Raw genomic sequence first — 12,186 nt, forward strand, 5'->3', positions numbered from 1 at the left:
CCGCCGGCGAAGCCAATCTGAAGGCCGCGATCAAGGCCTCGGGCGTCAAGAAGGTGCTGACCGCCCGGCGCTTCATCGAACAGGCCAAGCTGGACGACCTGATCGCGGACCTGAAGACGGTGGCCGAGGTCGTCTGGCTGGACGACGTGCGCAAGACCATCGGCCTGGCCGACAAGCTGTACGGATTGACCGCCGGCGCCGCGCCCAAGCGCTTCCGCGTCAAGACCGACCCTGATGCGCCGGGCGTGGTCCTGTTCACCTCCGGCAGTTTCGGTACGCCCAAGGGCGTCGTGCTGAGCCAGAAGAATCTGGTCGCCAACGCCCGTCAGGTCGCGGCCCATATCGACCTGCTGCCGGAATGGGTGATGTTCAATCCCCTGCCCACCTTCCACTGTTTCGGCCTGACCGGCGGGGTCATCCTGCCCCTGCTCCAAGGCTTGAAAGCCTTCCAGTATCCGTCGCCGCTCCACGCCAAACAGATTACGGACCTGCTGCCCAAGGTGAACGCCTCGATCCTGTTCGCCACCGACACCTTCCTGAACCAGTATGGCCGCGTGGCCGAGGCGGACGATTTCGCCACCCTGAAGTTCGTGGTCGCCGGCGCGGAACGGGTGCGCGACGAGACCCGCAATCTGTTCAACACCAAGTTCGGCGGCGTCGTCCTGCTTGAGGGCTACGGCGCGACCGAGGCTTCGCCGGTCATCGCCGTCAATCACCCGCACCGCAATGCGCCCGGAACCGTGGGTCAGGTCCTGCCCGGCATAGACTGGGAGCTTGAGCCGGTCGAAGGCATCGACGCGGGCGGCCGCCTGATGCTGCGCGGCCCCAATGTCATGAGCGGCTATCTGACATCCGCCGAGCCTCTGGCCTGGGAGCCTGTCGGTGACGCCTGGCTGGACACCGGCGATATCGTCGATGTGGACGCCGAGGGCTATGTCACCATCAAGGGCCGGGCCAAACGCTTCGCCAAGATCGGCGGCGAAATGGTCTCCCTGACGGCGGTTGAGGGCATAGCCGGCGCGGTCTGGCCGGACCAGCGCCACGCCGTCGTCTCCATTCCCGACAGCCGCAAGGGCGAGAAACTGGTCCTCGTCACCGACCACGCCGAAGCCGAGGTCGCGCCCCTGGCCGAATGGGCCCGCACAAACGGCGCCCCTGAACTGATCGTGCCCAAGAAGATCGTCAAGGTCGCCGAGGTCCCGGTCCTGGGCAGCGGCAAGACCGACTATGTGACGATCCAGAAAATGGTCGACGCGGAAAAGGCGGCCTGACCGGCTCTACCCGATCCGCACGCCGGTCATCGAGATAGAACCGCCGTCGATCTGGTCGTTGAAAAATGCGACCGGCTCGCCTGGCGCCTGCTGGGCGGCGACATATAGGACCGGCAGATAATGTTCGTCGGTCGGAACGCTCAGCTGGGCGTCCTCGGCCAAACCTACCCAGTCGATCAGGGCCTCGTGGTCGCCGACCACAAAGGCCTGTTTGACCGCCTCATTGAATCCGGTCGCCCAGTCGTAAGGCTCGGCGCCCGCCTCACGCTTCCAGGTCCTCAGATTGTGGACGAAGTCGCCCGAGCCGGCGATGACGATTCCCTCGTCCCGCAACGGCCGCAGGGCCTTGGCCAGTTCATAATGCTGGCGCGCCGTCAGCTCGCGATTCAAAGACAGCTGCACCACCGGCACGTCGGCATCCGGCCAAACATGGCACAGCACCGACCAGGTCCCGTGATCCAGGCCCCATTGTTGCGTCTGGACCGCGCTCGTCAGCTCCGCCACCCGGGCCGCCAGTGCCGGCGACCCGGGGGCGGGATACTGAAACTCATGCAGTTCACGCGAGAAGTTCCCGAAATCATGGATGGTTTCAGGCCGTTCCTGCGCCGTGACGCCCAGCCCGCGCGTCTCCCAGTGGGCGGAGATCATCACCACCCCCTTGGGTTTGCCGACGGCCTCGCCCAGCGCGCGCCAGGCGGCCCCATAGGGACCGCCCAGGGCGTTCATGGGCGAACCGTGACCGAAGAAGACGGCGGGCTGGCGCATCGGATCAGCCGACCTGCTTCTTGGCGATCTCGGCGATATGCTTGCCCTGGAAGCGGGCGCCGTCCTGGTCGATCTGGCTGGGCATGCGCGAGCCGTCGCCCTTGGTCAGGGTGGTGGCGCCATAGGGGCTGCCGCCGACGATCTCGTCCATATTCATCTGGCCCTGGAAGGCATAGGGCAGGCCGACGACGATCAAACCGTGGTGCATCAGGGTCTGAATCAGGCCGATCAGCGTCGTTTCCTGGCCGCCGTGCTGGGTCGCGGTCGAGGTGAAGGCGCCGCCGACCTTGCCGACCAGGGCGCCGTTGAACCACAGGCCGCCGGTCTGATCGAGGAAGTTGCGCATCTGCGAGGCGACGGTGCCGAAGCGGGTGCCGGCGCCGATGATGATGGCGTCATACTTGGCCAGATCCTCGACACTCGCGATGGGGGCCGCCTGATCCAGCTTGTAGCCCGAGGCCTTGGCCAGTTCGTCCGGCACCAGTTCCGGCACCCGCTTGATGTCGACGACGGCGCCTTCGACTTCGCGCGCGCCTTCAGCGACGGCTTCGGCCATGGCTTCGATATGGCCGTAAGTGGAGTGATAGAGGACGAGAATCTTGGGCATGGGGGAGGCTCCATTGAATGACAGGCCGTCATTCGCAACAACGACCGTTGCTAACTTGGCGTGTCCGTCCAGCCCTTGCAAGCCCTCGGCCGGGTTTCACAGCACGAAGGGACAAACCGCATCATAGAATGCGCGGGTTCCGGGCGTTTCCACGCCGCGCAGGCAATGAAAGCGATGCTCCATCACCATGGCCTGCTGCTCGATATTCAGCGCATCCCAGCGGCAGTCCGGGTCGGCGGAATAGGCGTAGGCGGCGGCGCTGTCGCCCGCCTTCAGTTTGGCGAACAGCAAATTCACCCCCTGCTGCGCCTGCCAGACATGGGTCAGTTCGTGAACCAGAACGCCCTGAATCTGCCGCGACGCCTCGCCGAATTCCGGCGGAAAAGCCCCCTTGGGCCAGACGATCCAGTCGCGCCCGAACCAACGCCGGCGACGAAGGCGCGACGGAAGGGCCAGGCGATCAGCCGGATCCGATCCAGACGAAGGGCCGCCCCGAACGCCTCCCGCGCCAGGGCCGCCTCCCCTTCAGTCAGGGCGCGAATGACGGATCCCACGGCCGCACATACTCCCAATGCCAGGGCTCATAGACATAGGGCACGAACCCGAACCGCCCGGCGTTGGCGACCAGCCAGCGATAGGTCGCCGACCGCGCCATATGTTCGCGACTGGCCAGGGATGTCGAATCGACCCCCCGCCCCGGCGCCTGGCCGACATAGAGATCGACCGCCGTCCCCGTCCGATGCGGCGAACAGACGGCGCGACGCAGGCCGTCGCAATTGCCCTGCTGGGCGCAGCGGGCGGCGTCCGCCTCTGGATCGCGGAAGCCGGAAAAGATCTGCAGCAGCTCGGGATCGGCCGCGACCTCGGGAACCTCGGCGCGGGCGGCGGCGACCAGGCGGCGATAGGCGTCCAGCACGTCGCGCCGCAACAGGCGCGTCAGACGGTCCGCATGTTCTTCGGACTCTACCAGATAGCCCAACTGATTGATCGGCGGCGGAACGGGGCATTCCTGGCGGGTGCGGGCCATCACGAACGGCCGCCGCTCCTGCCACAGCCCCCGCAGCACCTGAAAGGTCGCCGCATCGAACAGGCCGGTCGGCGTCAGGCCGTGGGTCTGCTGAAAGCCCGCCAGTTGCGAGGCGAAGATCGGCGTGCCCGGACCGCAATCCGTGTGCAGTTCGCGCTGGATCAGGGGGACATAGGTCCGCCAGCCGTACTCGACCGCCCCGAACGGCGCCCACTCCATCCCATAGGCCCCGGCCGCGTTGACCAGGGCTTCGTCACCCCAGACGTCGGCGTTGGTATGGCACGGCCCGGCAGCGCGCGCCTCGCCAGCAAAGGCCAGGACCAACCAGATCGTCAGAAACGCAAGAAGACTTCGCCACATCCTCCCAGCAAGCCCCAAGCCGGCCGACGGAGCAAGCACCGAAGTTCACCTCCCCGTCGGCGAAGGCCGACGGGGAGGTGACGCACAATCCGACTCCGCTCCCGCGTCCAAACCTGCAATCTTGCGTCGGCTCGACTCATCCGGGCTGTATCGGACTCCGCTGCATGACCGCCGCCTCCGCGCCCCGACGCTCCAACGCCGTGCTCGCCGCCTTCTCCGGCCCCTGCCTGCCGCTGGCGGCTTTCGGCGTGGCCCTGCCCGTCACCCTGCCGGAATTCTACGCCACATATGTCGGGCTTGAGCTGGGCATGGTCGCCGCCGTATTTATGGCCGTGCGTCTGATCGACATCGTCTTCGACCCCTTCATCGGCTGGGGCATGGACAAGACCAAGACCCGCTTCGGCCGCTACCGACCCTGGATGGCGGTTTCGACGCCGATGCTGATGCTGGCCGCCTTCATGATGTTCGTCGTGGTCGAACCCGGCGCACCGCCGGTCTATCTGTTCGGCTGGCTGCTGTTCCTCTACCTCGGCTTCTCCATCGGCACGCTCGGCCAGCTGGGCTGGGCGGCGGTCCTCGCGCCTCAGTACGATCAGCGCAGCCGCGTCTATGGCTGGTGGCAGGTGTTCAACATCATCGGCGTCGTGCTGATCCTCGTCTTGCCGACCATCGTGGTGAAGACGGGCGTCGGCGACTACGCCGACGGCGTGCGGATCATGGGCTGGGCCATCGTCATCGCCCTGCCCGTCACCATCGGCCTGGCCATGTTCGTCGTGCCCGAACCGGTGACCAAGGGGGACCAGCCGCATGGAAGCCTCGGCGCCTATCTGTCCCTGCTGGGCCAGAAGACGGTGCGAAAACTGCTCATCTCGGACCTGCTGCTCGGCGTGGCGCCCGGCATCACCGGTTCGCTGCTGTTCTTCTTCTTCGGCCAGGTCCGGGGCTACGACCACACCCAGGCCGGTCTGTTCATGCTGGTCTATTTCATCGCCGGCCTGTGCGGCGCGCCCTTCTGGGCCTGGTTCGCCACCCGCGTCGGCAAGGACCGGGGCCTGGCCGTGGCCAGCATCGTCTCGGCGGTCCTCTATGTCGGCGCCACCCTGGTCCCCGGCGGCAACTTCGTCCTGACGGCCGTGGTCATGTTCATCGCGGGCCTGCCCTATGCCGCCGGCCTGTTCCTGACCCGCGCCATGATGGCCGACGCCGGCGACGAGGAGCGGTTCAAGACCGGCGTTGATCGCACCGGCCTGATGCTGTCCATCCTGTCGGCGACGACCAAGATCGGCCACGTCGTCGCTCTGATCCCCTATTTCATCCTTCAGGCGGTCGGCTTCCGCGCCCTTCCAGGCCCGTCGGGCAACAGCGAGACCGCACTGCTGACGCTGCAGATCCTGTTCATCGCCGTGCCCGGCGTCCTGCTCGTCCTGGCCGGCTGGGTGCTGAAGGACTATCCGCTGACCCAGGCCCGCCACAACGCCATCCGCGAGAAGCTTGATGCGCGCGATGCCGAACCGACCGCGGTGCGCCTGTGAGACCGATAGACCGCCTGCTGGGAGTCATGGAGCGGCTGCGCGACCCCGACGGCGGCTGCCCCTGGGACGTGGAGCAGACCTTCGCCACCATCGCCCCCTATACGATCGAGGAGGCCTACGAGGTCGCCGACGCCATCGAGCGCAACGACCTGAACGAGCTGAAGGGCGAACTGGGCGACCTGCTGTTCCAGGTCGTCTTCCACGCCCGCATGGCCGAGGAACAGGGCCTGTTCGCCTTCGACGACGTGGTCACGGCCATCGCCGACAAGCTGGAACGCCGCCACCCCCACGTCTTCGGCGACGAAGCCCAACGGTCTTCAAAAGAACAGACCGTCGCCTGGGAAGCCATCAAGGCCGCCGAACGCAAGGACCGCAAGAAGCCCGGCGTCCTCGACGACGTCCCCGTTGGCCTGCCCGCCCTGACCCGCGCCGCGAAGCTCACCAAACGCGCCGGCCGCGTCGGCTTCGACTGGCCCTCGACCGACGAGGTGTTCGACAAGCTGGCCGAAGAGGTCGCGGAACTGCGCGTCGAGATCGCCGCCGGCGACATGGCCAAGGCGCGCGAGGAGTTGGGCGACCTGCTGTTCGTCGTCGCCAACCTGGCCCGCAAGCTTGACGTAGAGCCCGAGGATGCGCTCCGCGCCACCAACGCCAAGTTCGTACGCCGCTTCGGCTTCATCGAGGCTGAACTGGCCAAGTCCGGCCGCACCCCTGACCAATCGACGCTGAAGGAGATGGACCGCCTCTGGGACGCCGCAAAGGTCGCCGAGAAGGCCGGCTCGCCATCCTGAGCCGCCGCATGCCCTACGACCTGATCATCTTCGACTATGACGGCGTCGTCGCCGACAGCGAGGTGCTGAACAGCACCGTCATGGCCGAACAGCTGACCGCCATCGGCCTGCCCACCAGCCTGGACGATGTTCTCGCCGCCTATACGGGCAAGCGCTGGCGCGACAACCGGCCCGTAGTCGAGGCCGCCCTCGGCCGGCCTTGTCCCGAGGACTTCCACACCACCTGGTTCGCCACCTGCCGCGCCCGCGCGCCGATCCACCTCAAGCCCGTCCCCGGCATGATCGATTTCGTCGCCGCCCGGTCCGAGGCCCGCTGCATCGCCTCGTCCAGCGGCCCTGACTGGATCGGCGTCGGCCTGGACCTGTTCGGCCTGACCGATCATTTCGACGGCGCCGTCTTCACCGGCCTGGTGGTCGAGCGCGGCAAGCCCCATCCCGACATCTTCCTGCACGCCGCTGAAAACATGGGCGTAGACCCGGCCCGCGTCCTGGTGATCGAAGACAGCGAGGCGGGCGTCACAGCGGGCGTCGCGGCCGGGATGACGGTGGTCGGCCTGACGGCCGGCGGCCATATTCGCGACGGCCACGCCGAACGCCTGGTGGCGCGCGGCGCACACCACATCGCCGACAGCTACGCGGCTGTCGCGGCGTTCATGGATCGATAACGCCCGCCGCCACCCTCGGACAACGGGCGGCCTATAGGTATCGCAATTCCTGGAGGTCCACTTCGCGAATCATCTTGCGCGCGGCCACCTCGTCCAGTTGACGCGCCCGCGCCAACCGCCCCAGTTCTTCTCGCTCGGCCGCCAGACCGGCCAACCACAGTCGGCGCTCCACGGCGTCGATCTTGCGCGCCACGACCGCATCGTCCTCGTCGGTGCGGGTATGGGTCTCGATGCGGCGGCGATAGACCTCCATGATCCGACTGGCGACATCGGAATAGAGGTCGGGATTGGTCTTGCCCTCGGCCATGGCGTGCGAGGCGTCCTCGACGGCGCGCAGGGCGGCCGAGGCGGCGGCGACGCGGCCCCGGTCCTCCTCCCGTTCCTGCGACGGCTCAGGCGGGAGTTCGACCCCCTTCATCAACCGCGGCAAGGCGAAGGTCGCCACCAGCAACGAAACAATGATCACTCCCGCCGCCAGGAAGATGGCCAGGTTGCGCGAGGGCATCGGCGATCCGTCTCCCAGCACGAACGGCAGGGTCAATATCCCCGCGAGGGTGATGGCCCCGCGCACGCCCGCCAGCGACATGACCAGGGTCAGGCGCAACCCAACCTTGGCGGGCGGGCCGCGATGGCGCCGCCGGAACAGGGTCAGCTTCAGCGAGGTCCAGACCCAGACGAAACGCATGACCGCCAAGGCGGCGACGATGGCGAACACATAGACCGCCAGCCACCAGACTTCCGGCCGGCTGGTGCCCCGCACCACCTCGGCCGCCCGCGCCAGGATCGACGGCATCTGCTCGCCGAGGATGACGAAGATGATGCCATTGGCGACGAACTGCACCGTGTCCCACACCACGCCGCGCCGGATTCGGGTCATGGCCAGGGACTGACCGCCCACGCCGCCGCCCCGCTCAGTGAAACTCATGGTCACGCCCGCCGCCACGGCCGCCAGAATGCCCGAGGCGTGCAGTTCTTCAGCGACCAGATAGGCGGCGAAGGGGATCAGCAAGCTGACCAGGATTTGCGCCCCGACATCCTCGCCCCAGCGGCGGCTGACGAAACCCTTGGCGTAGCTTATGGCCATGGTGACCAGAACGCCGACCGCCACCCCGACCAGGGCCAGCCAGGCGAAGGATCCGATGGCGCTGCCGATCGAGAAGGCGCCGGTTGTCGCCGCGACCACCGCGATCCGCATGCAGGTCAGGCCAGTCGCGTCGTTCAACAGCGACTCACCTTCAAGGATATGCATCAGCCGTTTTGGAATCGGCGCCCGCGCGGCGATGGCTTGAACGGCGATGGGATCGGTCGGCGACAGGATGGCGGCCAGGGCGAAAGCCACCGCCAGCGGCATTTCCGGGATCATCCACCAGATCAAAAAACCCAGGCCGATGACGGTGAACAAGACCAGGCCCAGGGCCAGTTCCAGGATCACCGCCCGATCCCGGAACAGCGCCTCCTTGGGGATGCGCCATCCGTCCAGAAACAGCAGGGGCGGCAGGAACAGCAGGAAGAAGATGTCCGGCTCCATATCCACCGTCGTGCCGGTCGCCAGCACGATGGCGGCGCCCAGGCCGATCTGCACCAGAGGCAGGGCGATGCGTGTAATCCGCGCGACCGAGCCCGACACCACGACGGCCAGAAGCAGCAGCAGGACGGTCTCGATCAGATGCATAGGTCAGTCGGCCAGGTCGGGATACAGACGCTCGAATCGCCCCAAGGCCGCAGGGTGAAGCCTGACCGTGACGTGAGTGCGGCCGATGTCGTCCGTGTCGCGGAAGGTCACCCGGCCGTGCTCGTACAGCCAGGCCAGGGCCTCGCCCTGGTCGGGCTCCAGTGTCAGCCGGGTTTCGGGATCGTCGTCGATCAGGCCGGCGATGGTCTGGCGCAGGGGTTCGATCCCCTCGCCCGTCCAGGCCGAAACTGCGGCGGCCTCGCCCGTCTTCGCCAGACGTTCCGCCTGGCCCAACACGGCCTCACGTGCTTCCTCATCCAGCAGGTCGATCTTGTTCCAGACCTCCAGCACGCGACGGGTCTTGCCCTCGGGCGTCTCGATCTGTTTCAGCACCATCTCGACGTCCTTGGCCTGGGCGTCGCTGTCAGCCGAGGCGATGTCGCGGACGTGCAGGATCAGGTCGGCCTCGCCCACCTCTTCTAGGGTGGCGCGGAAACTCTCGACCAGTTCGTGCGGCAGGTCGGAGATAAAGCCGACGGTGTCCGCTACGATGGCGGGCCGGCCCTGCGGCAGACGGATGGTGCGCTGGGTCGTGTCCAGGGTGGCGAACAACAGGTCCTTGGCGAAGACCTCGGATCCGGTCAGCCGGTTGAACAGGGTCGACTTGCCGGCGTTGGTGTAGCCGACCAGGGCGATGGTCGGGAACGGGACCTTCTGGCGCTGCTTGCGGTGCAGGCCGCGCGTGCGACGCACCTCTTCCAGCTCGGCCTTCAGCCGCACGATCCGGTCGGCGATCAAGCGCCGGTCCAGCTCGATCTGGGTTTCGCCGGGACCGCCGGTCGAGCCGGTGCCGCCCCGCTGTCGCTCAAGGTGGGTCCAGGTCCGCACTAGGCGCGACCGCTCGTAGTCCAGCCGCGCCAGTTCGACCTGCAGCCGGCCTTCCTTGGTCCGGGCGCGGCGGCCGAAGATTTCCAGGATCAGGCCGGTGCGGTCGATGACCTTCACCTCCCACGCCTTTTCCAGATTGCGTTGCTGCACCGGGGTCAGGGCGTCATCGATGATGACCGCCTCCGCATCGGCCGCGCGGACCAGGGCGGCCAGTTCCTCGACCTTGCCGCTTCCGAACAGGGTGGCGGGCGTGGTCCCACGCAGTCGCACGATCTCTTCAGCGCGCACGTCAAGATCCAGCGCGCGGGCAAGGCCCACGGCTTCCTCAAGGCGCTCGCTTGCCAGCCGAGGGCTGTCTGAGCGTCGGTCGGAATGGATAACAACCGCCCGGATCAGCGGGACGGAGTGGTCGATCAGTTTGCTGGTCAATCAGTCTTCTTCGGCGTCGGGCTCGTACAGCTGCACGGGCGCGGACGGCATGATGGTGGATATGGCGTGCTTGTACACCAACTGGGACTGGCCATCGCGGCGCAGCAGCACACAGAAGTTGTCGAACCAGGTCACGATGCCTTGCAGCTTGACCCCGTTGACCAGGAAGATGGTCAGCGGCGTCTTGGTCTTGCGAACCGAGTTGAGAAAGGTGTCCTGAAGGTTCTGACGTTTGTCTTGCGACATGGCAGGTTTTTCCTGTTCTTGGTTGTTCGTCGCCGTGGGAGCGGCGTCGGGGCCGAAAGGCAGCCGAAGGCGACCTTAAACGCCGCCTAGTCGCACCCGCAACGGTGGATGACCGCTTTTTCTAGTTGGTCGCGATGATGTCGTTCTTCAAAATCCGTCAAGCCACGCGACGACCGCGAATGCACGCACCATGGAACCCCCCATGGTCCGTATGAGACAGTGCGATGTCCGTCACCCCTGCAGCGAACAAGATCGCAGAGATTACTGTCAGATCGTAATCGAACATCACCATCTCGCCCTTGGCCAGACTACGCAGGGCTCCAACGTTTGAAACCGTGGTGAAGTCCTCGCCGATGACGATGCGCCCGCCGGGAACGGACGCGTGACGCGGATCTCGATAGAGAGCGAACTGAAGCGTCACGAATCCACCGGACGCCAACCGCGCCATCAAGTCTTTCAGCAAAGGGTATCCGCGCTCCGGCGGTATATGCTGGAAGACGATCAGAGAGACAATCCAGTCGAAAGCACGATCAGGCAGTTCTCGGCCGAACATCGCCCCCTCCGGCACATTGCGACGCGCTTCAGCCAGCATCGAATCCGAGATATCGACGCCAAACGTATCGCCCGTGATGGCGGCCAAGGCGCGCGTCAACCGGCCGACGCCACAGCCGAAATCAAGCGCGGATTTTGGTGCGAAGTCGGAATAGCGTTCTTTCAGCCAGTCGGCCTCTTGCGCAATCCCGTGCGCGCCGCTCCGAAAGAAGTCGGCCAAGACCTCTTCGGTCAAGTTGTCTGATTTGAAGCGCGGGTCCGTCAGGACGCCGTAATACGGATTTGTACGCCCGATCTCTTCCCAATCGGCATCGGTGTCACGCGGCGTCGCGTCTGCGGCGGGTCGGCCGAACAGGGTCTTGAGCATTATTGTTCCTCAGACAGCGTCTCGCCGCGCCTGTTCAAGATAGAGCCGGCGCAGCTTGAGCGTGATTGGTCCCGGCTTGCCGTCGCCGATCTTGGTTCCATCTATCGAGATCGCCGGCGTGACGAAGGCGCCGGCGGCGGTGAAGAAGGCTTCACGCGCTCGCTTGGCCTCCTCGACGCTGAAGGGGCGTTCGTCCAGTTCGATACCGTGTTCCTTGATCAATGACATCAAGGTGGTGCGGGTGCAGCCCTTCAGGATATTGGCCTGGGTGTCGCGGGTTCGCAGCTTGCCGTGCTCATCGACGATCCAGGCGTTGGTCGACGAGCCTTCTGTCACCAGTCCCATGTCGTCCACCAGCCAGGCCTCATAGGCGCCGGCCTCGCGCGCCGCCTGTTTGGCCAGGATGTTGGGCAAGAGCCCGACCGTCTTGATGTCGCATCGACCCCAACGAATATCGGGCTGGGTCAGGACGGCGACCCCCTTCTGCGCCTGCGCCTCTCCGCGCACTGGCGAAATCGACTTGGCGGTGACGATGACGCTGGGCGGCGTGCCCTGTGCTGGGAACGGGTGGTCGCGGCGGGCCGTGCCGCGCGTGACCTGCAGATAGACGATGCCGTTCTTCACCCGATTGCGGCGGATGGTTTCGCGCAGAACCCGTGTCAGAGAAGCCACCGACATGGGGATGTCGATACGCAGTTCGTCCAGGCTGCGGTGCAGCCGCGTCATATGACCGTCGAAATCAGCCAGCCGACCGTCGAACACGGACCAGACCTCATAGACGCCGTCGGCGAACTGAAAGCCGCGATCCTCGATATGGACCACGGCCTGGCCATGCGGGCTGTAGGTTCCGTTGACATAGGCGACGCGGGACATCAGGCGAGGTCTTCCTCTTCTCCGCCGCGAGCGGGCGACACGCCCAGCGACTTGAGTTTGCGGTGCAGGGCCGAGCGTTCCATGCCGATGAAGGCGGCGGTGCGCGAGATATTGCCGCCGAACCGCATGATCTGGGCCGCC

14 protein-coding genes are annotated in these 12,186 nt (G+C 66.1%); 4 read left to right on the plus strand and 10 right to left on the minus strand.

The features are described 5' to 3' along the window. Nucleotides 1-1,271, plus strand: a 1,271-nt coding sequence (locus Q7J26_RS14010) for an AMP-binding protein (protein ID WP_304937017.1), incomplete at its 5' end; no start/stop codon positions are given. A 6-nt stretch (nt 1,272-1,277) separates the two neighbouring features. On the opposite strand, the gene ygiD is transcribed toward Q7J26_RS14010, so the two are convergent. The 4 genes from ygiD to Q7J26_RS14030 form a co-directional block, all read right to left on the minus strand. Then, on the minus strand, nt 1,278-2,036 hold the full coding sequence (gene ygiD / locus Q7J26_RS14015) for a 4,5-DOPA dioxygenase extradiol (RefSeq protein ID WP_304937018.1): 759 nt from the start codon (nt 2,034-2,036) through the stop codon (nt 1,278-1,280). Nucleotides 2,037-2,040: 4 nt separating this feature from the next. Further along, complete coding sequence (gene wrbA / locus Q7J26_RS14020; protein WP_304937019.1) at nt 2,041-2,643, minus strand: NAD(P)H:quinone oxidoreductase; 603 nt, start codon at nt 2,641-2,643, stop codon at nt 2,041-2,043. A 96-nt stretch (nt 2,644-2,739) separates the two neighbouring features. Continuing rightward, complete coding sequence (locus tag Q7J26_RS14025; protein ID WP_304937020.1) at nt 2,740-2,934, minus strand: hypothetical protein; 195 nt, start codon at nt 2,932-2,934, stop codon at nt 2,740-2,742. Nucleotides 2,935-3,172: 238 nt separating this feature from the next. After that, on the minus strand, nt 3,173-4,030 hold the full coding sequence (locus tag Q7J26_RS14030) for a D-alanyl-D-alanine carboxypeptidase family protein (protein ID WP_304937021.1): 858 nt from the start codon (nt 4,028-4,030) through the stop codon (nt 3,173-3,175). Between the two features lie 164 nt (nt 4,031-4,194). On the opposite strand from Q7J26_RS14030, the gene Q7J26_RS14035 reads away from it, so the two are divergent. The 3 genes from Q7J26_RS14035 to Q7J26_RS14045 are packed head-to-tail and all read left to right on the plus strand — an operon-like array spanning nt 4,195 to nt 7,018. Then, on the plus strand, nt 4,195-5,562 hold the full coding sequence (locus Q7J26_RS14035; RefSeq protein WP_304937022.1) for an MFS transporter: 1,368 nt from the start codon (nt 4,195-4,197) through the stop codon (nt 5,560-5,562). Continuing rightward, nucleotides 5,559-6,353 (plus strand): nucleoside triphosphate pyrophosphohydrolase, encoded by a 795-nt coding sequence (gene mazG, locus Q7J26_RS14040; protein ID WP_304937023.1) that lies wholly within the window; start codon nt 5,559-5,561, stop codon nt 6,351-6,353. The genes Q7J26_RS14035 and mazG overlap by 4 nt, the downstream gene beginning before the upstream one ends. Nucleotides 6,354-6,361: 8 nt before the next feature. Then, nucleotides 6,362-7,018 carry an HAD family phosphatase gene (locus Q7J26_RS14045; protein WP_304937024.1) on the plus strand — a complete coding sequence of 219 codons (657 nt, stop codon included), beginning with the start codon at nt 6,362-6,364 and terminating at the stop codon, nt 7,016-7,018. A gap of 31 nt (nt 7,019-7,049) precedes the next feature. Here Q7J26_RS14045 and Q7J26_RS14050 read toward each other — a convergent pair whose 3' ends face one another. From Q7J26_RS14050 to Q7J26_RS14075, 6 genes are all read right to left on the minus strand, one after another. Next, nucleotides 7,050-8,690: a Na+/H+ antiporter gene (locus Q7J26_RS14050; protein ID WP_304937025.1), complete on the minus strand. Its 1,641-nt coding sequence runs from the start codon at nt 8,688-8,690 to the stop codon at nt 7,050-7,052. 3 nt (nt 8,691-8,693) lie between these two features. Then, on the minus strand, nt 8,694-10,007 hold the full coding sequence (gene hflX, locus Q7J26_RS14055) for a GTPase HflX (protein WP_304937026.1): 1,314 nt from the start codon (nt 10,005-10,007) through the stop codon (nt 8,694-8,696). After that, a complete protein-coding gene (gene hfq, locus Q7J26_RS14060) occupies nt 10,008-10,253 on the minus strand; it encodes an RNA chaperone Hfq (protein ID WP_003164861.1) in 246 nt (81 codons plus the stop codon). Between the two features lie 157 nt (nt 10,254-10,410). Next, complete coding sequence (locus tag Q7J26_RS14065) at nt 10,411-11,172, minus strand: class I SAM-dependent methyltransferase (RefSeq protein WP_304937027.1); 762 nt, start codon at nt 11,170-11,172, stop codon at nt 10,411-10,413. A gap of 9 nt (nt 11,173-11,181) precedes the next feature. Continuing rightward, nucleotides 11,182-12,045 carry a D-amino-acid transaminase gene (locus tag Q7J26_RS14070; RefSeq protein ID WP_304937028.1) on the minus strand — a complete coding sequence of 288 codons (864 nt, stop codon included), beginning with the start codon at nt 12,043-12,045 and terminating at the stop codon, nt 11,182-11,184. After that, a partial coding sequence (locus tag Q7J26_RS14075) for a helix-turn-helix domain-containing protein (RefSeq protein WP_304937029.1) occupies nt 12,045-12,186 on the minus strand: 142 nt, incomplete at its 5' end. The genes Q7J26_RS14070 and Q7J26_RS14075, both read right to left, overlap by 1 nt.

Origin of the sequence: Brevundimonas sp. (genome assembly GCF_030656255.1) — a bacterium.
Taxonomy (GTDB): Bacteria; Pseudomonadota; Alphaproteobacteria; order Caulobacterales; family Caulobacteraceae; genus Brevundimonas.

Coding starts and splice junctions, on each gene's coding strand:
- ygiD (WP_304937018.1), bottom strand. CDS start 2,036: ATGCGCCAGCCCGCCGTCTTCTTCGGTCACGGTTCGCCCATGAACGCC.
- wrbA (WP_304937019.1), bottom strand. CDS start 2,643: ATGCCCAAGATTCTCGTCCTCTATCACTCCACTTACGGCCATATCGAA.
- Q7J26_RS14030 (WP_304937021.1), bottom strand. CDS start 4,030: ATGTGGCGAAGTCTTCTTGCGTTTCTGACGATCTGGTTGGTCCTGGCC.
- Q7J26_RS14035 (WP_304937022.1), top strand. CDS start 4,195: ATGACCGCCGCCTCCGCGCCCCGACGCTCCAACGCCGTGCTCGCCGCC.
- Q7J26_RS14045 (WP_304937024.1), top strand. CDS start 6,362: ATGCCCTACGACCTGATCATCTTCGACTATGACGGCGTCGTCGCCGAC.
- Q7J26_RS14050 (WP_304937025.1), bottom strand. CDS start 8,690: ATGCATCTGATCGAGACCGTCCTGCTGCTGCTTCTGGCCGTCGTGGTG.
- hfq (WP_003164861.1), bottom strand. CDS start 10,253: ATGTCGCAAGACAAACGTCAGAACCTTCAGGACACCTTTCTCAACTCG.
- Q7J26_RS14065 (WP_304937027.1), bottom strand. CDS start 11,172: ATGCTCAAGACCCTGTTCGGCCGACCCGCCGCAGACGCGACGCCGCGT.
- Q7J26_RS14070 (WP_304937028.1), bottom strand. CDS start 12,045: ATGTCCCGCGTCGCCTATGTCAACGGAACCTACAGCCCGCATGGCCAG.